We start from the raw sequence: 21,163 nt of genomic DNA on the forward strand, positions 1-21,163 counted from the left end.
TGACTTCAGTTATATTTAGGATAATGCACTGTCTTAATGAAGGTTTAGATTTCTATGATGGCTTCAACTTCTACAGGAACATCCATAGGAAGAGAGGCAACACCAATAGCAGAACGGGCGTGTTTTCCAATTTCACCAAGGATATTGACGAATAAATTAGAAGCTCCATTGGCAACAAAAGGAATATCGGTAAAATGAGAATCTACAGCCACAAAAACAGTAATTTTGACCACACGTTTTATTTTATTTAAGTCACCCAGAGTTGCCTTGAGTTGCGCGAGAATATTGAGAGCGCAAGCTTCAGATGCTTTTTGGGCTTGTTCGGTATTCACAGTTGCACCAACTTTACCGATGGCTATTGGTTTTCCATTAATAAGAGGGAGTTGTCCAGAAATAAAGAGTTGATTGCCACTTTGTGAAGTGGTGATGTAATTGGCAAGGGGGGAGATTACTTCAGGAAGAGTGATTCCGAATTTTTCTAAGTTTTTTTCAATCATATTGGTCATAATTTTAACTCCATAGCTGCTCTATAATATATTCATTGCATAATCTATTTTTTGATTTAAGAAAATGTGTGGTTAATTGAGAAATTAACCTTTTTTGCCTTATTGTATGATGTTATGCAACGGGGATAAAGTTCGGAAGTTGGGAATGATTAGATCATTATTTATAATAATTTTATATATTGTTTTTTTATGTACTGCGAGAGCTGAAGAGCGCATTTTTATTGTGCCTCATCGAGCAATTTATGATTTTCATCTCGATAGTGTTTCTCATGAAATGACAATTTCTGCGATGTCAGGACGAATGGTTTACGAGCTTACTGGTTCGGCATGCCAAGGCTATAGCACACGTTTTCGTTTCATTAGCCGTGTTCACATTGAAGATATGCCAGTACGTTTGACGGATCAACAGACGACGAGTTATGAAACAGGAGACAGCCGTACATTTCGTTTTAATATTACAGATCAAGAGGGAGAAGAGGTTGTGCATCGTGCCGAGGGGGTTGCGGAGCGTACGCAAGATGGTATCACAGTTACCTTAAAAAAGCCAAAGGAAAAAGAGTATAAGCTTGCAATGGCTGAATTTCCAATGATGCAACTAAAAAATATTATCCGCCATGCAAAAGCAGGAGATCATTTTTACAATGTTACTGTATTTGATGGGACAAATAAAGCAGATAAAGTTATAAAAGAAAGTATCGTCATAGGGGAAAAGAAGACGCTTTTATCTGATAGCGAAACGGAAAAAGTAAGAAAATTGGATGAAGAAGAATATTGGCCTGTTACAATTTCTTATTTTGATGATGGAGAAAATAAAGATGGTTTGCCGGTTTATCGTAGCAGTTTTCTCTTACATGAGAATGGTGTCATGCGTGATCTTCATATAGATTATGGAACTTTTTCAGTGCGTGCAAAATTGAACAGTCTCGAATTCTTGGAACTTGGAAAAGATCTTAATCAATGCGAAAATGCAAATATTAAATGATTAAAGAAAATAACTTGAAAAAGAATCAAATATTAGTATGTTTGCGCTATTCCACACGCGGAGTCTGGGTGTTTGCAAATGATCTGTGAGAAACTTCTAGCAAGCATCCGCCGGTAGCAGGTCTTCCTGCTTTTTCCGCGGAGGTTGAACCGGAAAGGATAAGATTTATGGCACTACCCGATTTTACTATGCACCAGCTTTTAGAAGCCGGTGTGCATTTTGGTCACCAGACTCATCGCTGGAATCCCAAAATGACTCCCTATATTTATGGCCAGCGTAATAATATCCATATTATTGACCTTGCTCAGACCGTTCCACTTTTACACCAAGCACTTAAACTTGTTTCAGATACTGTAGCGCGTGGTGGTCGTATTCTCTTTGTTGGTACGAAACGGCAAGCATCTGACATTATCGCAGATGCGGCGAATCGTTCCGCTCAGTATTACGTTAATGCACGTTGGCTTGGCGGCATGCTCACAAACTGGAAAACGATTTCCAATTCGATCCATCGTTTGCGGAAGCTTGACAAAATTCTTGCTGCTGAAGCGCAAGGCTTTACTAAAAAGGAACGTTTAAATCTTGAACGTGATCGTGAAAAGCTTAATCGTGCGCTTGGTGGTATTAAAGATATGGGTTCTGTTCCAGATCTTATCTTTGTTATCGATACGAATAAAGAAAATATTGCACTCCAAGAAGCAAAGCGTTTAGGTATTCCAGTGATTGCTATTATTGATACCAATTGTGATCCCGATGACGTAACACATCCAATACCAGGTAATGACGATGCTTCACGTGCAATTTCTCTTTATTGCGATCTTTTTGCCCGTGCTGCTCTTGATGGTATTGCACGCCAGCAAGGAGCAATGGGTATCGATTTAGGAGCTCAAGTTGATGCACCTGTGGAGCCTATTTTGGAAGAAAATGCAGTTTCAGAAGTTTCTGAATAATATAAAATGCCTAATTAAGGTACTTTTATTGTCTAAAGAAGAAGTTATAGGCGTGCAGAGGGATTTTGCACGCTTTCACTGTTATAAAATAAAGAGGCAAATATGAGCATTACTGCTGCACAAGTAAAAGAACTTCGAGAACTATCTGGCGCTGGTATGATGGACTGTAAAGCCGCCCTAGCAGAGACCAATGGTGATATGGAAGCTGCTGTTGATTGGCTTCGTAAAAAAGGAATAGCTAAAGCAGATAAAAAGGCTGGTCGTACAGCAGCTGAGGGATTAATCGGAGTCGTATCAAAAGATTCACATGCAGTTTTGGTTGAGATTAATTCTGAAACAGATTTTGTTGCGCGCAATGATGGATTCCAAGACATCGTGCGTAAAGTAGCAACTGCTGCCTTAGATACGCTAGGGGATGTTGAATCTGTTTCTGTTTCTCTTTATCCAGGTTCTGAGAAGACTGTAGAGCTTACGATTAAAGATGCAATTGGTACAATTGGCGAAAATATGACATTTCGTCGTTCCGCTAAATTGTCTGTTGAGAATGGTGTTGTTGCGACTTATATACACAATAGTGTGGCTGATGGGCTTGGAAAACTTGGTGTTTTGGTTGCGATTGAAACAACAGGAAATAAAGAGGCTGCTCTTGCTTTTGGTCGGCAGGTCGCGATGCATATTGCGGCAACCAATCCATTAGCACTTACAGCACAAGATGTTGATGCTGCTGCTGTTGAGCGAGAAAAAGAAATTTTTTCAGATCAAGCACGTCAGTCTGGAAAACCTGAAAATATCATTGAAAAAATGGTAGAAGGACGTATGCGTAAGTTTTTTGAAGAGGTTGTTTTGCTTTCTCAAGCTTTTGTTATGAATCCTGATATAACTGTTGAGGCCGCTTTAAAGGATGCTGAGAAATCAATTGGTGCTCCAGCAAAAATTACAGGCTTTATTCGTTTTGCATTAGGTGAAGGTGTGGAAAAAGAGGAGTCTGATTTTGCTGCAGAGGTTGCTGCTGCTGTAAAAGGCTAGTTATTGCAAACTCTTGAACAGAGATTTAAAGTCATATCGTTGGTTGTAGAATCTCTGAGGGGAACAATGTAATTGTTGAGAGGGCGTCACGTGAAAAAAGTGGTGCCCTTCGTGATGTCAAAAGCAAAAAGTAAATAGGCTTTTGGGGAGATTATTAATGGCATTAGCACTTCCGTATAAACGTATTCTTTTAAAGGCTTCTGGTGAAGCTCTTATGGGAGGGCAGAATTTTGGCATTGATGTTTCTGTTGTAGACCGTATTGCCGCTGATATTGCAGAAGTGCGCACAATGGGGATAGAAGTTGCGGTTGTTATCGGTGGGGGAAATATTTTTCGTGGCGTTGCTGTTGCTTCGCATGGTGGGGACCGAGTGACAGGTGATCATATGGGAATGCTTGCAACTGCTATTAACTCTTTAGCATTGCGAACATCTTTGACAAAAATAGGGGTTGAAACTGTTGTACTCTCTGCGATTGCTATGCCACAAATTTGTGAAAGTTTCTCGCAACGTAAAGCAATAGCTTATATGAATCAGGGAAAAGTTGTTATTTTTGCAGGTGGTACAGGAAATCCATTTTTTACCACTGATTCTGCTGCTACTTTACGTGCAGCAGAAATTGGTGCAGATGTCCTTCTTAAAGGAACACAAGTTGATGGTATTTATTCAGCAGATCCAAAAATAGACCCTACGGCTAAGCGTTTTGACCAATTAACACATGTTGAAGTTTTGCAATGGGGATTATCTGTTATGGATTCAACGGCGGTCACTTTAGCACGTGAGAACAATGTACCGATTATTGTGTACTCCATTCATGAAAAAGGCGGTTTGGCTAAGGTCTTGAATGGAACAGGACGCTTTACAATAGTATCGGAATAAGGGTAAGCTTCAAAGGACAATTGAAGGAGACAGAAATATGAATGTTACATCGATTATGGATGATCTGAAACGTCGCATGGATGGTGCCATTACGGCTTTTAAACATGAATTAGGTGGTTTACGGACTGGACGTGCATCGGCCAGCTTATTAGAGCCGTTGACCGTTGAATCTTATGGTTCTGTTGTGCATATAAATCAGGTTGCTAATATTTCTGTTCCTGAACCTCGGATGCTTTCTGTTTCTGTATGGGATAAAACGATGGTCGGAGCTGTAGAGCGCGCTATTCGCGATTCTGGTCTTGGTTTAAATCCCATAACTGATGGTACGAATCTACGTATTCCTTTGCCTGAGTTGAATGAAGAGCGCCGTAAAGAACTTGTAAAAATTGCGCATCACTATGCAGAGCAAGCGCGTGTTGCTACACGTCATGTTCGTCGGGATGGTCTGGACAATTTGAAAAAGTTAGAAAAAGATGGTGAAATTGGACAAGATGAAGCCCATAGTTTGTCTGAAAAAGTTCAAAAACTCACAGATGAAACTATTGCTGATATTGATAAAATTTTAGCCGTAAAAGAATCTGAAATTATGCACGTTTAAGACGATTTTGTCACTAGAAAAAGGATGTTTACTCCCAGCCTGTAAATTGTTTCTAGGGAAATTGTAGGGAGTGGTGTGCTCTGTGGTAGCAAGGTGTGATGCAGGAAGGTATTCTATCATTTTGATATGGGAGAGACTGATTTGAAAGGGCAGATGTTTTTATTTTTTAGTCTGCGTGGTAAATCATGCCCTTTGCTGGGAGATACTATTTAACAGCATGGTGCGGTTTTTTAGTTGAGCACGTCTTTGTTAAAATGCATAATGAAAGCATTGTTAGAAATTATTCAAATATTCTAAGATGAAGGTTGGGGAAAGAATATAATGCAAAAAAACAAGCCTAACCGTTCTCTTATTTCTCATTATAAAACATGGTAAGTATAATCGATCAAGCAGATGTTATGTGGCGTAATTCGTTTTTTAATGACGAATAGTTGATAGAAAAGTGTTTTTATACGAAACCTATATTAGTTAATTTGTGTGGGGCAGAGGTAACTGCTTTTTCATTTTATATTTGAGAAAATATTAAAAAATATTTTATAATTTTGACGAAGATTTTTGAAGCTGTTTTCATTGATTATTAGTCTCATAAGCGCTATCTTAGTAGACTGAATTATTTATGATAAATTATAAGAGAAATTATACAGGTATGAGATAAAAATACTGCGTAGGGGAGTTTTTCTTGCGTTAATTTTAGAGCTTGTATTTTCTATTTTTATTGTTTGGATGTTGTTTTGTCTAATTTGGTTTATCGTATTCTGACAGCTTTTGTTTTTGGCATTATTGCGTTGTATCTAACATGGTTGGGAGGAAACTTCTTTTTTTTATTTGTATGGTGTATTGGCGGTTTTGTTCTTTATGAGTGGATGAGTATTACTAAAGAGAAATGGTGTATTTTACAAAAAATATTAGCAAGTATCTTTTATTTAATTTTTGGCTTTTTTTTAGTATTGAGTGTATCTGCTTCATTGATTTTTTGTGTTTTAATCATTTTAGCTACAGTGTTAGCTATTATATCTATAAAAAAGAGTGGTTGGGTTTTTTCTGGTTTTTTATATGCATCTTTTCCTGTTGTTGCTTTATGCTTTCTACGGGATCATGAAATGTTGGGGTTCCAAGTTGTTATTTTCTTATTTACGATAGTGTGGGGAACAGATATTGGTGGCTATTTTATCGGACGTGCATTAGGGGGGCCTAAATTAGCACCACAATTTTCTCCTAATAAAACATGGTCAGGAGCACTTGGTGGTACATTTGTCGGAGTTTTCGGTGGTATATGGGTCGCTTTTGGATTTTTTGATATAAATTTAGCCAGTTTTTTTGTGCCACTCCTTACACTTGTTTTGTCAATTGTTTCACAATTGAGTGATTTAGGGCAATCATGGCTCAAAAGACGGTTTTCTGTTAAAGATTCTAGTTCTTTATTGCCTGGACATGGTGGTTTTATGGATCGTATAGATGGATTGGTAGGGGCAGCTTTTCTTCTTTATTTAATTGGTTCATTTATGTCTGATATGGATGCGCCTTTTAATCTTTTTAGTATGATCTAATTGGGAGAAGATAGTTTGGAACTTTTAAATCATATCGTCACTATCGGTGATTTTCTTTTAAGAAGTTTGAGTATTCTTTTCATCATTATGATTATCATTTTTGTGCACGAATTTGGGCACTATCTCATTGGTCGGTGGTGTGGTATTAAGGCGTTAATTTTTTCGCTTGGATTTGGACCAGAAATAGCGAGTTATACAGATAAGCATGGCACGAAGTGGCGTTTAGCACTTATCCCCTTAGGAGGTTATGTAAAATTTGTTGGGGATGAGGAAAAAATCGATACGGAATCATCCCAATCATCTCTGATTGTTGATGGTTCATTTGTTAGTGCGCATGCTTGGAAAAAAGCAGCAACTGTTTTTGCCGGTCCTTTCTTTAATGCCCTTTTTACTGTTGTTATTCTAACATTTTTTTTCTTTATCTATGGTCGTGTAGCCATTGAGCCCGTTGTTGGTTCTTTGGTAAAAGATAGCCCTGCTCTTCAATCCGGTTTGGAATTAGGTGATCGTTTTGTTGAAATGGATGGACGACGGGTTGAAAGCTTTGAAGATTTGATGAATTATGTAGCTTTTCACGGAAGAGAACCCATAGAGTTTAAAATAGAACGCATGGGGCGAGTCTTTACAACGATGATTACCCCGAAAGTCGTTGAGCGAGATGATGGATTTGGTAATCGAACACGAAGTGCTATGATAGGTGTAGGTGTTCCTGTTGATTTAAATAATCCTGCACGTTTAGATCCAACTTATATAAAACATATTCGCTATGGTTTTGTAACAGCTGTAAGAAAAGCGTCAGACCGTACTGTGTTTATCGCCACTCAAACCGTTCTTTTTATGAGTCGTTTAATAGGAGGCAAAGAGGATCGTTGTCGGCTAAGTGGACCTTCTAAAACCGTTAAAATTGCTTGGAAAGTGAGCGAGACAGGTTTTATCTCTTTGTTGAATTTGGCAGCTTTTCTTTCAATAAGTGTTGGGCTTATTAACCTTTTTCCGATTCTACCGCTTGACGGTGGGCATCTTTTATTGCATGTCATTGAGGTCATTACTGGGAGGAAAATATCTGCTAAAATTCAGGGAATCGTTTTTCGTTTAGGTTTTTTCATTCTTCTCCTTTTTATGATCTTTGTCTTTTTTAATGATTATTTTTGTTGGTTTAGCTAATTAAATTATGGAAAACGCTTTATAAATTAAGTAATAATAGCAAAAACAAATTGAAGGTTGTTTACCATGTCTACAAAATGTTGTGGCGTTGTACATTATAATGAGTAATTAAGGAATGAAAAGTCTCGCTGTAAAAAGGTTGTTATGGCAGTTAGCTTTTAAGGCATCATGTCCAAGGAACGAGAGTAAGGTAAAAAAGCCAATGACTACGAATTCAAAGTTTTTAAATGCAGCATCTGTATTGGTGTTAAAGATGGGGATGATTGCCCCAGCAACGGTTTTTATGTCAATTGCTGCGGTCGGAGAAATACAAGCGTCTGTAGTCCGCTCTATTGAGGTTCGTGGGAATAAGTTTGTAAGTTCTCAGGCGATTCGAGACAATATGGGGATTAAGGTTGGGCAAGGTGTTTCCAGTGGTGATGTTGATAGTGCTGTGAAGAATCTTTTCGAATTGGGTTTATTTTATGATGTTAAAATAAATCCGGTGGGTGATAAATTGGTTGTATTCGTAAAAGAATATGAGGTTGTCAATCAAATATTGTTTCAAGGAAATAAATCTTTTAAAGACCCAGATCTTAAGCGGTTTATTTCTTTAAAACCGAATGAGCCTTTTAATTCTGCTAAGCTTTCTGCTGATATAAATACAATTCGTGAGGCTTATAAAACTCTTGGTCGTAATAATATCACTGTTAACGTTCAAACGATTAACCTTGGAAAAGGGCGGGTTAATGTGGTATTTAATGTCGTTGAAGGGAAAAAAACAAAGATTGGTGATATCACTTTTAAGGGAAATAATGTCTTTGGAAGTCGTCGTTTGCGTGATGTGATTTCAACAAAAACTTCAGGAATTTTTTCGAAGTTGTTGGGAGGTGATGTTTACAGTGAAGAGCGCCTCGCTGTTGATGAAGAAGCTTTACGTCGCTTTTATTATAACCGTGGTTATGCGGATTTTCGTGTAGTCTCTTCTAAAGCAACTTTTGATGCAGCAAGCAATACGTATAAAATTTCTTTCGTTCTTGATGAGGGTGCGCTCTATAAAATTAGCGATATTCAGGTTGAAAGTGATGTTGATGGAATTGACGTTCAATCTGTGAAAAGGATGCTTAAAACCCAGCCAGGTAATGTTTATAGTGCAGAAGATATTGAACAGTCTGTTGCAACTATTAATAACAAAGTTGCTGATTCGGGATATGCTTTTGCTAAAGTTGAACCGCGGGGAAATCGTAATTTAGCAAATCATACAATTTCAATTTTATATAATATTGAACGGGGTACACGTGCTTATATTCAACGTATTGATATACGTGGCAATGAGAAAACGCGTGATTACGTCATTCGCCGTGAGATTGATTTAAACGAAGGAGATGCTTACAATCAAACTTTATTACAGCGGGCAAAACGTCGTCTAGAAAGTTTAGGTTTCTTCAAAGCCGTTAATATTTCAATGGTTCCTACAGATCAATCTGACCAAGTTGTTTTGGTAATAGATGTCGTTGAAGCTTCAACAGGAGATCTCTCTCTTTCTGGAGGGTATACAACAGGGGGAACAAGTCCTGGTATGTCACTTGAAGTTTCTGTTACTGAACGTAATCTTGGGGGACGTGGTCAATATGTTCGTTTAGGATTAGGTGCGGGGCAAGAAAAATCTCGTAATTATAATTTATCATTTGTTGATCCTTATTTCTTAGGGTATCGTTTATCTGCTGGTGTTGATGTTTTTCGTAGTACTTATCGTGCTGATAAAGCCTATGATGTACGGCAGACAGGTGGATCGCTGCGGTTTTCGTTACCTATTAATAATCAATTATCTGCTAATGTAGCTTATTCTTATGTGCAGGAAGAATATGATTTTGGCGGAGAGTATGATTTTGACAAAGAGAGTGACATAATAGAATTATATGGGAAATATTCTGGTGCGATTGTTCAAGCTGCAAAACACAGCCCTTGGAAACGTTCATCAATTAGTTATGGTTTCACCTATAATACGATTGATGATATGAGATCCCCCCATGATGGGTGGTACGTGCATCTGCTTCAGGAATATGCAGGGCTTGGTGGGAGTGCAAAGTTCTTGAAGACCACGGGTAAGGCGATGATGTACAAGACTCTTTCTGACCAGAAGGATATCGTTGGTTTGCTTTCCTTTGGGGGTGGTTATATCCACGGAATGGGCCGAGATGGTGTTCGTATTTTCGATATGTTTAAAGTAAATTCTGATATGATTCGAGGGTTCAAATATAATGGAATAGGTCCGCGTCAGGTTTCCAGTAAGGGTGAGGTTTATTTCTTGGGGGGAACGACATATATGAATGCGACTGCTGAAGTACAGTTCCCTATCCCTGTCGTGCCTGAGGGATTTGGGTTGCGCGGTGCTTTATTTGCGGATATTGCCACGCTTTATGGCAATAATTATAAAGCCGTTTTTAAGGGTGAACCGTCTGTTACCAATACCAAAAGTGCTTGGCGTTCATCTGCAGGTGTGAGTTTGATGTGGGATTCTCCGTTTGGTCCTTTGCGTTTTGATTATGCTTGGCCAATAACGAAACAGGAAGGTGATCGTGTGCAACAATTGAACTTTGGTATTTCTACGAAGTTCTGATTTGAGCGATTTTAAGAAGGAAAAACTTGAAGAGAATAGCTTAAGCTGGGAGAGAAAGTGTTTTGATGGCGGATACATTTTTTTTTACGCCGTCCCGACGATTGACAGTTGCAAATGCTGCTGAGTTGACGGGTGCAAAGCTTCTTAATCCAGAGTTTTCTCATAAAGTTATCAATACTCTTTCTTCACTTGAGAGTGCTGTGGAAGGTTCGCTTGTTTTTGTAGAGCATCGGAAGTTTTCTGATGCTTTACTGGACAGTTCTGCTGTTGCTGTTTTGTGTACGAATGAGATTGTTTTTAAAGTTCCCGAAACTATGGCAATTTTGGTGACATCCACACCACAGCGTGACTTTGCTCAGATTGGTCGTATTTTGTTTCCAGATTCTGTCAAGCCAATGCCTTGGTTGGGGCAGAAGGGGATTTCATCGCATGCGCATATTCATCCAACGGCTAAGTTGGCACATGATGTGTGTATTGAAGCGGGAGCTGTTATTGGTAAAAATGTTGAGATTGGTGCAGGAACTCTTATTTCATCCACAGCTGTTATCGGTGAAAATTGCCGTATTGGATGTGACTGCTATATTGCTCCTAAGGTAACAGTTCAGTGTTCTATAATAGGTGATAAGGTTCAGCTTTATCCTGGTGTTTGCATTGGGCAAGATGGTTTTGGTTATGTTGGGGGCGTTTCTGGAATCGAGAAAATTCCACAGCTTGGTCGCGTTATTATTGAGGATGGTGTAGAAGTTGGTGCGAACACGACAATTGATCGTGGAACATTTCAAGATACTGTTATTGGTGAAGGAAGCAAGATTGATAATCTTGTACAAATTGCCCACAATGTCAAAATTGGACGCTATTGTCTTATTGCCGCTCAATGTGGCATTGCGGGAAGTACATCTATAGGGGATATGTCTCAGCTTGGCGGAAGTGTGGGAGTAGCGGATCACATCATAATAGGTAAATCTGTTCAGATTGCTGCTCGTAGTGGTGTTATGAATGACATTCCGGATGGCGAAAAATGGGGAGGTAGTCCAGCGCGACCATTTAAACAATGGTTTCGTGAAGTAGCGGCATTGCGCAGTATGGGAAAAGTTAAAAAGGAGAAACGCTGATATGATCAGCAGTGAAAAAACTAAAAACTTAGAGGCTGTCGATATTGAAAAACTATTATCAATATTACCGCACCGTTATCCATTTTTATTAATTGATCGTATCGTTGATATTGATGGTGAACAAGAAGCGATTGGTATTAAAAATATAACGATTAACGAGCCACATTTTATGGGACATTTTCCCTCAAAGCCTGTTATGCCTGGAGTTTTGATTTTAGAAGCTATGGCACAAACGGCAGGAGCAATAGCACTTTTAAATTTAGGCAATAAGCAAACAAATTTAGTTTACCTTATGACGGTTGATAATGCGAAATTTCGTAAGCCGGTTATGCCTGGTGATCAGCTAAAAATCCATGTTCAGCTTTTGAAAAAAAGATCTGGTATGAGACGTTTTTCATGTGTTGCAAAAGTAGAAGATGTTCGCGTCGCTGAAGCAGAAATTGCTGCGATGATTGTCGAAGAAGCATAAACGATATTTGATGGGAATTAAAAAATGTCCGGTACGAAAATCCATCCAACTGCTCTTGTGGAGAAGGGAGCGCAGCTTGGTGAGAATGTACGCGTTGGACCATTTTGCCATATTAGTTCAGAGGCTGTTATTGGTGATGAATGTAGTTTGACAAGTCATGTTGTAATAATGGGAAAGACAACGTTAGGAGCCAAGAGTAAAGTATTTTCTCATGCCGTTTTGGGGGCAGATCCGCAAAATAATAAACATAAAGGAGGGGCTACAACTCTTTTTATTGGTAAGAATTGTACGATTCGTGAAGGTGTAACAATGCATAGGGGTTCCGATTCGAGTGTAGGAATGACAGTTGTTGGTGATAATTGCCAATTTTTTTGTTATGCGCATATCGCTCACGATTGTTATGTAGGCAATCATGTAACATTTGCCAATAACGCAATGATTGCTGGTCATGTTACTATTGGTGATTATGTGATTATTGGTGGTGGTGCTGCTGTTCATCAATTTGTTCGTGTTGGACATCATGCATTTATCGGCGGCGTATCTGCACTGGTTGGTGATCTGATACCTTATGGAACAGCTGTTGGTGTGCAGGCAAAACTTGCTGGACTCAATATTATTGGCATGAAGCGTGCAGGACTTGAGCGTCAAGATATTCATGCACTCCGTCATGCGGTTGCTATGCTTTTTGATCATAGCAAACCATTTAAAGAGCGTGTCAGTGATGTTGCTTCTTTCTATTCTTCTTCTCAGTCTGTTTCTGAAGTTGTTAATTTTATTAAAGAAGAAGGAAAGCGTTTTTATTGTACACCAAAATTTGAAGGTGTTAGAATAAAAGAACATAAGGATTAAAAATGCCTATTTGGGGAGCCAGAAGTTTTCTTTCCGGCCGTACTGCTATTATAGCAGGAAATGGTGTTCTACCGATTACTGTTGCGCAGACTCTTGAGAAGAATGGAGAAAATCCTTTTCTTGTGCTTTTGCATGGTGAGGCAGATTCTGTTCTTTATCGCTATGAGCATTGCGAGCTATCAATTGTAGAGTTAGCACGACTCGTTAAAATTTTAAAAGAGGCTGGTGTATATAATGTTGTTTTGGCAGGTGGTGTAAAAAAGCGTCCACTTCTTAAACAATTGCGACTGGACTGGACAACATTTTTAGCTCTTCCTAAGTTAATCGGAGCTTTGAAGAGGGGAGACGATGCGTTATTAAAAGCTTTTATACGGGTTATTGAAGCACACGGTTTTTGTGTTATCGGTGCTCACGAAATAGTCCCAGATCTTTTAGCTCCCATAGAATTTAATTTAACAGTACGGCGCGCTACTCCAAAAGAGAAAAAAGATATTTTTTTAGCAGTAGAAGCAGCAAAGCTTTTAGGTCAATTAGATATCGGGCAAGCCGTTGTCGTTGTCCAAGGAAGGGTGGTTGCTCTAGAGGGCGCTGAGGGAACTGATAATATGTTGTGGCGTATTTGTGAAATGCGAGAAAGAGGGCAAATTCCCCTTAAAGGTGGCATTCTTGTAAAATGCGCAAAACCACAACAGGATAATCGCGTTGATTTGCCATCAATTGGGCCCGCGACAATAATGAATATTGCAAAGAGTGGTTTATCTGGTGTTGCGGTGGAGGCAAATAGAAGTCTAATATTATCAGTGAAAACAACAATAGAAAAAGCCAACAAATATTCTTTATTTATAGAGACATTTGAAAAGTTTGGTCATGAATAATTGTTTCTTAAAGATTGCAGTGGTTTCAGGTGAGGAATCTGGTGATTTACTTGGGGCCGATCTAATTTCTTGTTTATCACAACAGATAGGATGCAATATTCATTTGATTGGTGTTGGGGGGAGCCATTTAAAGGCATTAGGCTTAAAAAGCTTTTTTGATTCCCATGATATTGCTTTAATAGGTTTAAAGGAGGTGTTGAAAAAACTACCATTGTTGTTGCTACATATTCGCAATTTATCCAAATTTATTGCACAAGAACAACCTGATTGTTTAATTATTATTGATAGTCCTGATTTCACGCATCGTATTGCAAAAAAGGTACGTGCTTTAGCGCCTTCTATTCCTATCATTAAATATATTGCACCGACTGTTTGGGCATGGAGGCCAGAGCGTGCAAAAGCTATGTGTGGATTTGTTGATCATGTTTTAGCGGTTTTTCCTTTTGAAGAAAAGATTATGCAAGATTTGGGAGGCCCTGCCACGACTTATGTTGGACATCGTCTTTTGACATATCCTCCCCTTTTGAGAGTTCAGTCAGAAAAAAAAAGCCAATTAGAACAAAGAAATTTGATCGATACACAAACATTATCGCCTACATTAGTTATTTTGCCAGGATCACGCAATTCAGAAATTCGTTCCTTAATGCCTATTTTTCGAGAAACAGTAGAGATTCTTGTACAACGTATTCCTCATTTACGTATTATTTTACCAACCTTACCTCATTTGGTAGATAGAATCCGGGACTTTGTGCAGGGCTGGAAAAGCAAGATAGAAATTGTAGTTGGTGAAGATGAAAAATGGCGTGCTTTTGCACAAGCAAATGTTGCTCTTGCTGCACATGGAACTGTTTCACTTGAATTAGCCTTAGCAAAAGTTCCTATGGTTCTTTGCTATAAACTTGATTTCTTTTCTAAATTATTTATTTTTCCTAAAATGATGTTATGGAGTGCTGCTCTTCCAAATATTATTGCTGATAAGCCTATTGTTTCGGAATATTTGAATGAATTAATCCGTCCTGGCATGTTAGCAAGACAGGTAGAACAACTTTTGGCTAATCCTTTATTGCGACAGGCACAACTTGATTCCTTTGAGATGGTAGAACAGAAAATGAAAACTGAAGTACCATCGGGGGTTGTTGGCGCACAAACAATTATCACTCTTTTAAAAAGCAGGAATAAAATTGTATAAATAAAGCAATATTTTAATGATTAATATTTAATTTTAGCAAGAAAATTACAAGCACGTTGGCTTTTAGGATTGGTAAAAAATTCTTCAGAGGCTGCATCTTCAACAATTTTTCCATTTTCTAGAAAGAGTATTCTTTCTGAGACTTTACGTGCGAAGCCCATTTCATGGGTAACACAAAGCATTGTGATCCCTGTATCGGCTAATCGAGCCATCACTTCCAAAACTTCTCCCACACTTTCTGGATCAAGAGCAGAGGTTGGTTCATCAAAAAGCATGACTTCGGGTTCCATACAAAGTGCACGGGCAATCGCAACACGTTGTTGTTGCCCACCAGAAAGTTGTAAAGGATATTTTTCACAGTGTTTTTCAATACCAACATGCGTTAAGTAACGAATTGCCCGTTCTTGTGCTTGTTGTTTGGAAAGCCCTTGAACGGTCATAGGTGCTAAAATACAATTTTGTATAACGCTCATGTGGGGAAATAAATTAAAGTTCTGAAAGACCATTCCTATCTTACGAAGAACATTTTTTTGCTGTTGTATAGGTGCAGTATGGATATCAACGTTATGGATACAGATTGAACCTTTTTGTGCTTGTTCTAATTGATTAATACAACGAATTAACGTTGATTTTCCTGATCCGGATGGTCCACAAATAACGATATGTTCACCAGCTTGAACATTAAAGTTGATATCATGTAGGACCTGAAAGTTTCCATACCATTTATTTAGATTTTGGATAGAGATCACAGGGTTTTTACTGGGAGAGATCGATTTATTATTTTTCAAATTCATCTTATTTTATTCTTTCATTGATGAAGAACTTGATTAATTCAACATTTTGATTTGATACTGTTTTTTATGATCATTTTATTTACCGTAAATATCGAGTGAGGCGCTGCTCGATAAAAACAATAAAACGATGAATGAGTTCAACGATAAAGAGATAGATAAGAGCAGCCCAAACGTAAACTTGAAAATCGAAAGTCCGTGAATAAGCGAGTTTAGCAACCCCCATTAAATCATAAACAGTAATAAGTGAGGCAACAGCACTGGATTTAATCATTAAAATCAACTCATTTCCTAAGGGGCGTAATGCTACAATCATTGCTTGTGGAAGAATAACTCTAAAAAATGTGACAGAGTTGCTTAAACCTAAAGCTTTTGATGCTTCGCGTTGTCCAGTTGTTACGGATAGAAAACTTCCTTTAAAGATCTCAGATTGATAGGCAGCAGAATTGAGTGTAAAAATAAAAAGACAACAATACCACGCGTTTTGAAAAAACCACCATAGCCCCACTTGTTGCCAAAAACTGTTCATTGAACCAAGCCCATAATAAAAAAGAAAGAGTTGAGCTAATAAAGGAGAGCCACGGAAAAAATAGACATAAGCATTTGCAAAATATTGTAAAAATGTATTCTCTGATAGACGTGCAAAAGCGATAATCATACCAAGAAAAAGGCCTAGAGAACAAGAAATAGAAACAAGTTCAACAGTAACAATAAAGCCATTAATAAATTTGGGTCCATAATGACTTAAAAGATCAGGATTAAAAAGAAAATAAAGCCACTCAGGAATCATTGACTTAGCACCTTTTTATAGCCTATTTGAGTGTATGTTTCCAAATGGCGTAAGATTGCAGTAAAAACCGCTGAAAATAACAAATAGAGTAAGCATGCTACAAAATAAAATAGCATGGGTTTATTGGTAGCAGCGACAGCTAGATTCGTTTGTCTCATGAGGTCAACAAGCGCGATGGTAGAAACAAGGGATGTATCTTTCAGTAAAGTAAGCCAATTATTAGAAAGTCCTGGCAAGGCATTTCGGATGAGCTGAGGGAAGACAATACGAAAAAATGTGGTTGACCGTGAAAGTCCTAAAGCTTTAGCTGCTTCATATTGACCTTTATCAAAAATATTAAATGCTCCAAGCCAAACTTCACAAGAAAAAGCTGCAAGAACCATACTAAGGGCAAGAACACCAGCAACAAAAGCATTGATACTGAACATGATTTCAAAACTAAAATAGTCAAATAAATTTTGAATAAGGCTTTGTAATCCGTAGTAAACTAAAAACAAAGTTAAAAGCTCTGGTAGCCCACGAAATATCGTTGAAAAGAGGCGTGCCATAGCTTTGGCCATCTTAATATTGGATCGAATCATCACTGCATTGAGAAGCCCTAGAGGAAATCCTAGAAGTCCACAACATAATGCCAATGACAAAGTCATTCCTGCACTGGAAAGTATAACTGCTCCCCATCCACCATTGCTAAATGATAGCAATGCTAAATTTTCAATCATTCTTATATTCCTCATGAAAGAGTTAGATAATATTTTTTAGCAATAACCAACGGGTTTCATTAAAATATCATATTGATATTTAATAAACATCACTTGTAAAATATTTTCTCATAATCTTTTCATAAGTTCCATCCAAACGGATTTCTTTTATAGCTTCATTGAACTTATTTTTAAGATCATTATTATTTTGACGGACTGCAATTGCAACAGGAAATCTTGTTTCTTCTAGAGTTCCCAAGAGGAGACAACAATCTTTTCCTTCATTTTTAAGCCAATTTAATGCTTGTAATTTATCAACAATGATCACATCAAGTCGATGATTTAAAAGATCACGATTCACTTCTATTGTGGAAGGATAGAGTTTTATTTTCACCTCTTCAGAGGCAAAATGATCTTCTGCATAGAAAGCTTGTGTTGTATTTGATTGCACACCAAGATTTTTACCTCTAAAGTCTTTTGTCGAGATTTCTTTAATTCCCGAAGCTTTGGTAACAATAACAGCCAGTGCTGTATCGTAGTAAGGATCTGTAAAGTCAATTTTTTGTAAACGCTCTTGTGTGAGAGAGAGGGAAGCAATGATAGCATCATATTTTTTTGCAATAAGTCCAGGGATCATTCCCTCGAAGTCTTGTGTAACAATAGTACACTCAACATTCATTTTTTTACAAAGTGCATAAGATATATCAATATCAAGTCCCTGCAATTTATTATTTGAGTCAATATAACTGAAGGGAGGATAGGTGCCTTCACTCGCAATTTTTAATGTTTTCGCATCAGCCAATTGGGTGAATAGTGCGGCGCTTATTATAAGAGCTCCTGCTAATAGTTTCATGATGTTCTCCTATTGGATAAGCGGGCAATATGAAATCATTATGTTTTTATAATCTGTAAGCTTTTTGGGAGCAATTCAAAAATTTATTGATGTTTATTTTAGATCATTATGTTGGGCATTATTGATAAAAAAAGAATAAATATCTTATTGCTTGTATGATAGCTTAATTTTCACGAAATGATTGATTTGAATCATTTCATGAGTAAAAACTGAGGATTTTTCTTGAAAATAAGGCTATTAAATTTGAACATAAAAAAATTAGATTTTGATACGGTAAAAATACAACCTTATTGTTGTCATTAGATTCTACAAAATATTTAGATCTCAAGGAGCAATTAAAAGTTATTTTGATAAATGTAAATTTTCTTATAAAAATGCCGAATTTCCAATTATACCTGCATGTTCAATAAAGAGTTAAAGATACCCCTTAAATATACAGATTGAGTTTTAATTCATAGTACTATCTAATTGATATCGAAAGTAAAATATTTTCTCATAATTTTCTCATAGGTTCCATCGGCGCGGATTTCTTCTATTGCTTTATTAAAACTGTTTTTAAGATCATTATTATTTTGACGGAGTGCAATTGCAATAGGAAAATTTGTTTCTTCTAGAGTTCCCAAGAGGAGACAGCAGTCTTTTCCTTCATTTTCAAGCCAATTTAATGCTTTTAATTTATCAAAGATGATGATATCAAGCCGATGGCTTAAAAGATCACGATTAACTTCTGTTGCTGTAGGATAAAGTTTGATATTAACTCCTTCAGAGGCATAATGATCTTCCGCATATGCAGCTTGTGTTGTATTTGATTGTACACCAAGGTTTTTACCTCTAAAGGCTTGTGTTGAGATTTCTTTAATTTCCGAATTTTTGGTAACGATAACAGCGAGTGCTGTGTTGTAGTAAGGATCTGTAAAATCAATTTTTTGTAAGCGCTCTTTTGTAGGAGAAAGGGAAGAAACGATAGCATCATATTTTTTGGCAAGAAGACCGGGAATCATCCCCTCAAAGTCTTGTGTGACAATAGTACATTCAACATTCATTTTTTTACAAAGCGCATAAGATATATCAATATCAAACCCTTGCAGTTTGTTATTTGAGTCAATATAACTAAATGGCGGATAAGAAGCATCGCTTGCAATTTTCAGCGTTTGAGAATTGGCCGATAGGGTAAACAGTGTCGCGCTTATTATAAGAGCTCCTGCTAATAATTTCATTATGTTCTCCTATTAGATAAGCTGGCAAATATGAAACCATCATGAATTTTTATAATCTGTAAGCTCTTTTGGAGCAATGTAAAAAATTTATCTGTGTTCATTTTGCTATCATTATGCTGAATATCATTATCAAAAAAATAATTTCTTTTTATAAAGTATGGGAATAAAAAATATAGGAAAGAAAGTCACCTCTTATTGGTTATAGGGTGATTTTTAATAATTTTATTTAAAAATCAATAATTTATCTTTAAAAGAAAAACTATCAACTTAAATACAAAGAAAATTTCAGCTTTTAACAGGACAAAATGTAAAAGTGTTTTTATTCTAATTAGAGAAGCACTTAATGTAAGCTTTTTGCAATTTTATCTGAAGAAGATAGAAAGAAAAATTCTGACATTGCTAGATTTTAATATGTAATAAGGCTTTTAAACATGGGGGAATGATAGGGAATACATTTCCATTAAAGATAATGAGGATTATAAGGTAAAATTTTCAATTTCTTTTTGCTAAATGTTTGGCTAATTTGCAGAAGAGTATTCTCAATTTCTTTACAGAGCTAAAACTTAGAATTTTTTAGTAAATTTTTATGATGATGTTATCTCTGTAGAAAGAGTTTTAAAATCACGTTTTATAAAAATTTTTAAAGGATGTTTTTTGATTACTCTCAATAAAGCTTCAGTAAATTGAAGCTTTATTGATTTCTTTTTTTAATTTGCACGTTCATCTATAGGAACATAGTCACGCATAGCATAGCCTGTGTAGAGTTGTCGAGGACGACCAATTTTTTGTGCAGGGTCTTCAATCATTTCTTTCCATTGTGCCACCCACCCGACACTGCGCGCCAATGCAAAAAGGACAGTAAACATTTCAGTTGGAAAACCTAGAGCTTTTAATGTAATGCCGGAATAGAAATCAACATTGGGATAAAGCTTTTTCTCAATAAAATATTCATCACTTAAGGCAATTCTTTCAAGCTCTATTGCAATATCAAGAAGAGGGTCATCTTGAATGTTGAGTTCTTTTAAAACTTTATGACAGGTTTTTTGCATGATTTTTGCACGTGGATCATAATTTTTATAGACACGGTGCCCAAAGCCCATAAGGCGGAAAGGATCATTTTTATCTTTTGCACGTGCAATAAATTCAGGAATTCTTTTAATAGAACCTATTTCTTGTAGCATTTTTAGGCATGCTTCATTGGCACCACCATGTGCTGGTCCCCAAAGGCATGCAACACCTGCTGCAATACAGGCAAACGGATTAGCACCTGAGGATCCAGCAAGACGTACCGTAGATGTAGAAGCATTTTGTTCATGATCTGCATGAAGGGTAAATATTTGATCCATCGCCCGAGCAAGCACAGGGTTTGTTTTATATTCTTCACAAGGAACAGCAAAACACATATGGAGGAAATTTGCAGCATAACTAAGATCATTACGTGGATAAACAAATGCTTGTCCAATACTGTATTTATAGGCCATAGCAGCAAGCGTTGGAACTTTTGAGATAAGACGAACAGAAGCAATCATTCTCTGGTGAGGATCTGTAATATCAATAGAGTCGTGATAGAACGCAGACATAGCGCCAAGGCAGGCAACCATGACGGCCATAGGATGAGAATCACGACGGAAGCCATGGAAGAAGCGTGCAAATTGTTCGTGGACCATGGTATGCTGCATAATACATCGATCAAATTCATTTTTTTCTTGCTGTGTTGGGAGTTCACCATAAAGTAAAAGATAACAACTTTCGAGAAAGTCTCCTTTTTCAGCCAATTGATCAATAGGATAACCACGATAAAGCAATATGCCTTTATCACCATCGATATAAGTAATTTTTGATTCACAAGAAGCTGTTGAAGTAAAACCAGGATCATAAGTAAAAATATCGGTTTTTTTATAGAGAGAAGCAATTTCAATGACTTCAGGTCCACTCGTGCCTTTACGCAAGGGAAGCTCTACTTTTTTATCATTCACAATAATATATGCGTTATTCTCAGACATTCGGTATTCCTTTCAGATCCTTCACTTCTAAAAATTAAGACTCTGCTTCATCAGAGTGGGGGATGTATAAC

Annotated in this window: 20 protein-coding genes; 13 read left to right on the top strand and 7 right to left on the bottom strand. The window is 37.2% G+C overall.

What is annotated here, in order from left to right; all coding sequences use genetic code 11:
• Positions 1-44: 44 nt before the first annotated feature.
• Positions 45-506 carry a RidA family protein gene (locus ACFINY_RS06555; protein ID WP_375607219.1) on the bottom strand — a complete coding sequence of 154 codons (462 nt, stop codon included), beginning with the start codon at positions 504-506 and terminating at the stop codon, positions 45-47.
• A 145-nt stretch (positions 507-651) separates the two neighbouring features.
• Here ACFINY_RS06555 and ACFINY_RS06560 point away from each other — a divergent pair, with 145 nt between their 5' ends.
• The 13 genes from ACFINY_RS06560 (at position 652) to lpxB (ending at position 14,740) form a co-directional block, all read left to right on the top strand.
• Positions 652-1,488 carry a cell envelope integrity EipB family protein gene (locus tag ACFINY_RS06560; RefSeq protein WP_375612121.1) on the top strand — a complete coding sequence of 279 codons (837 nt, stop codon included), beginning with the start codon at positions 652-654 and terminating at the stop codon, positions 1,486-1,488.
• A gap of 167 nt (positions 1,489-1,655) precedes the next feature.
• Positions 1,656-2,435, top strand: coding sequence for a 30S ribosomal protein S2 (gene rpsB / locus ACFINY_RS06565; RefSeq protein WP_273788135.1), 780 nt, complete (start codon positions 1,656-1,658; stop codon positions 2,433-2,435).
• A 102-nt stretch (positions 2,436-2,537) separates the two neighbouring features.
• The gene (gene tsf, locus ACFINY_RS06570; protein ID WP_375612122.1) at positions 2,538-3,461 is read left to right on the top strand and encodes a translation elongation factor Ts; all 924 of its coding nucleotides are present in this window, start codon (positions 2,538-2,540) and stop codon (positions 3,459-3,461) included.
• 157 nt (positions 3,462-3,618) lie between these two features.
• Positions 3,619-4,338: a UMP kinase gene (gene pyrH / locus ACFINY_RS06575; protein ID WP_375612123.1), complete on the top strand. Its 720-nt coding sequence runs from the start codon at positions 3,619-3,621 to the stop codon at positions 4,336-4,338.
• Positions 4,339-4,375: 37 nt separating this feature from the next.
• A complete protein-coding gene (gene frr / locus ACFINY_RS06580; RefSeq protein ID WP_273790667.1) occupies positions 4,376-4,936 on the top strand; it encodes a ribosome recycling factor in 561 nt (186 codons plus the stop codon).
• A 731-nt stretch (positions 4,937-5,667) separates the two neighbouring features.
• Positions 5,668-6,483 (top strand): phosphatidate cytidylyltransferase, encoded by an 816-nt coding sequence (locus ACFINY_RS06585; RefSeq protein ID WP_375612124.1) that lies wholly within the window; start codon positions 5,668-5,670, stop codon positions 6,481-6,483.
• A 15-nt stretch (positions 6,484-6,498) separates the two neighbouring features.
• A complete protein-coding gene (locus tag ACFINY_RS06590; protein WP_375612125.1) occupies positions 6,499-7,647 on the top strand; it encodes an RIP metalloprotease in 1,149 nt (382 codons plus the stop codon).
• Between the two features lie 202 nt (positions 7,648-7,849).
• Positions 7,850-10,246, top strand: coding sequence for an outer membrane protein assembly factor BamA (gene bamA / locus ACFINY_RS06595; protein WP_375612126.1), 2,397 nt, complete (start codon positions 7,850-7,852; stop codon positions 10,244-10,246).
• A 65-nt stretch (positions 10,247-10,311) separates the two neighbouring features.
• Complete coding sequence (gene lpxD, locus ACFINY_RS06600) at positions 10,312-11,358, top strand: UDP-3-O-(3-hydroxymyristoyl)glucosamine N-acyltransferase (protein ID WP_375612127.1); 1,047 nt, start codon at positions 10,312-10,314, stop codon at positions 11,356-11,358.
• Between the two features lies 1 nt (position 11,359).
• A complete protein-coding gene (gene fabZ, locus ACFINY_RS06605) occupies positions 11,360-11,827 on the top strand; it encodes a 3-hydroxyacyl-ACP dehydratase FabZ (RefSeq protein ID WP_375612128.1) in 468 nt (155 codons plus the stop codon).
• Between the two features lie 24 nt (positions 11,828-11,851).
• Entirely contained in the window at positions 11,852-12,676 is an 825-nt protein-coding gene (lpxA, locus tag ACFINY_RS06610; RefSeq protein WP_375609506.1) for an acyl-ACP--UDP-N-acetylglucosamine O-acyltransferase, read from the top strand.
• 2 nt (positions 12,677-12,678) lie between these two features.
• Positions 12,679-13,551 (top strand): LpxI family protein, encoded by an 873-nt coding sequence (locus tag ACFINY_RS06615; RefSeq protein WP_375612129.1) that lies wholly within the window; start codon positions 12,679-12,681, stop codon positions 13,549-13,551.
• Positions 13,544-14,740, top strand: coding sequence for a lipid-A-disaccharide synthase (gene lpxB, locus ACFINY_RS06620; RefSeq protein ID WP_375612130.1), 1,197 nt, complete (start codon positions 13,544-13,546; stop codon positions 14,738-14,740). The genes ACFINY_RS06615 and lpxB overlap by 8 nt, the downstream gene beginning before the upstream one ends.
• A gap of 20 nt (positions 14,741-14,760) precedes the next feature.
• On the opposite strand, the gene ACFINY_RS06625 is transcribed toward lpxB, so the two are convergent.
• The 6 genes from ACFINY_RS06625 to gltA form a co-directional block, all read right to left on the bottom strand.
• Entirely contained in the window at positions 14,761-15,534 is a 774-nt protein-coding gene (locus tag ACFINY_RS06625) for an amino acid ABC transporter ATP-binding protein (protein ID WP_375612131.1), read from the bottom strand.
• Positions 15,535-15,613: 79 nt separating this feature from the next.
• Positions 15,614-16,321 carry an ABC transporter permease gene (locus ACFINY_RS06630; RefSeq protein WP_375612132.1) on the bottom strand — a complete coding sequence of 236 codons (708 nt, stop codon included), beginning with the start codon at positions 16,319-16,321 and terminating at the stop codon, positions 15,614-15,616.
• A complete protein-coding gene (locus ACFINY_RS06635; protein WP_375612133.1) occupies positions 16,318-17,040 on the bottom strand; it encodes an ABC transporter permease in 723 nt (240 codons plus the stop codon). The genes ACFINY_RS06630 and ACFINY_RS06635 overlap by 4 nt, the downstream gene beginning before the upstream one ends.
• A 79-nt stretch (positions 17,041-17,119) precedes the next feature.
• Positions 17,120-17,872 (bottom strand): transporter substrate-binding domain-containing protein, encoded by a 753-nt coding sequence (locus tag ACFINY_RS06640; RefSeq protein WP_375612134.1) that lies wholly within the window; start codon positions 17,870-17,872, stop codon positions 17,120-17,122.
• Between the two features lie 464 nt (positions 17,873-18,336).
• Positions 18,337-19,089, bottom strand: a complete 753-nt coding sequence (locus ACFINY_RS06645) for a transporter substrate-binding domain-containing protein (RefSeq protein ID WP_375612135.1) — start codon at positions 19,087-19,089, stop codon at positions 18,337-18,339.
• Positions 19,090-19,796: 707 nt separating this feature from the next.
• Positions 19,797-21,092: a citrate synthase gene (gltA, locus tag ACFINY_RS06650; RefSeq protein WP_375612136.1), complete on the bottom strand. Its 1,296-nt coding sequence runs from the start codon at positions 21,090-21,092 to the stop codon at positions 19,797-19,799.
• Between the last annotated feature and the right edge of the window lie 71 nt (positions 21,093-21,163).

Source organism: Bartonella sp. AA23NXGY, from assembly GCF_042197165.1.
Taxonomy (GTDB): domain Bacteria; phylum Pseudomonadota; class Alphaproteobacteria; order Rhizobiales; family Rhizobiaceae; genus Bartonella.

What these genes read in the sequence shown, in the direction of transcription:
- ACFINY_RS06630 (WP_375612132.1), bottom strand. Translation starts at nt 16,321, where the DNA reads ATGATTCCTGAGTGGCTTTATTTTCTTTTTAATCCTGATCTTTTAAGT.
- pyrH (WP_375612123.1), top strand. Translation starts at nt 3,619, where the DNA reads ATGGCATTAGCACTTCCGTATAAACGTATTCTTTTAAAGGCTTCTGGT.
- ACFINY_RS06615 (WP_375612129.1), top strand. Translation starts at nt 12,679, where the DNA reads ATGCCTATTTGGGGAGCCAGAAGTTTTCTTTCCGGCCGTACTGCTATT.
- tsf (WP_375612122.1), top strand. Translation starts at nt 2,538, where the DNA reads ATGAGCATTACTGCTGCACAAGTAAAAGAACTTCGAGAACTATCTGGC.
- rpsB (WP_273788135.1), top strand. Translation starts at nt 1,656, where the DNA reads ATGGCACTACCCGATTTTACTATGCACCAGCTTTTAGAAGCCGGTGTG.
- ACFINY_RS06645 (WP_375612135.1), bottom strand. Translation starts at nt 19,089, where the DNA reads ATGAAATTATTAGCAGGAGCTCTTATAATAAGCGCGACACTGTTTACC.
- lpxD (WP_375612127.1), top strand. Translation starts at nt 10,312, where the DNA reads ATGGCGGATACATTTTTTTTTACGCCGTCCCGACGATTGACAGTTGCA.
- ACFINY_RS06555 (WP_375607219.1), bottom strand. Translation starts at nt 506, where the DNA reads ATGACCAATATGATTGAAAAAAACTTAGAAAAATTCGGAATCACTCTT.
- gltA (WP_375612136.1), bottom strand. Translation starts at nt 21,092, where the DNA reads ATGTCTGAGAATAACGCATATATTATTGTGAATGATAAAAAAGTAGAG.
- lpxB (WP_375612130.1), top strand. Translation starts at nt 13,544, where the DNA reads ATGAATAATTGTTTCTTAAAGATTGCAGTGGTTTCAGGTGAGGAATCT.
- ACFINY_RS06560 (WP_375612121.1), top strand. Translation starts at nt 652, where the DNA reads ATGATTAGATCATTATTTATAATAATTTTATATATTGTTTTTTTATGT.
- bamA (WP_375612126.1), top strand. Translation starts at nt 7,850, where the DNA reads ATGACTACGAATTCAAAGTTTTTAAATGCAGCATCTGTATTGGTGTTA.
- ACFINY_RS06640 (WP_375612134.1), bottom strand. Translation starts at nt 17,872, where the DNA reads ATGAAACTATTAGCAGGAGCTCTTATAATAAGCGCCGCACTATTCACC.
- ACFINY_RS06635 (WP_375612133.1), bottom strand. Translation starts at nt 17,040, where the DNA reads ATGATTGAAAATTTAGCATTGCTATCATTTAGCAATGGTGGATGGGGA.
- fabZ (WP_375612128.1), top strand. Translation starts at nt 11,360, where the DNA reads ATGATCAGCAGTGAAAAAACTAAAAACTTAGAGGCTGTCGATATTGAA.
- lpxA (WP_375609506.1), top strand. Translation starts at nt 11,852, where the DNA reads ATGTCCGGTACGAAAATCCATCCAACTGCTCTTGTGGAGAAGGGAGCG.
- ACFINY_RS06625 (WP_375612131.1), bottom strand. Translation starts at nt 15,534, where the DNA reads ATGAATTTGAAAAATAATAAATCGATCTCTCCCAGTAAAAACCCTGTG.
- frr (WP_273790667.1), top strand. Translation starts at nt 4,376, where the DNA reads ATGAATGTTACATCGATTATGGATGATCTGAAACGTCGCATGGATGGT.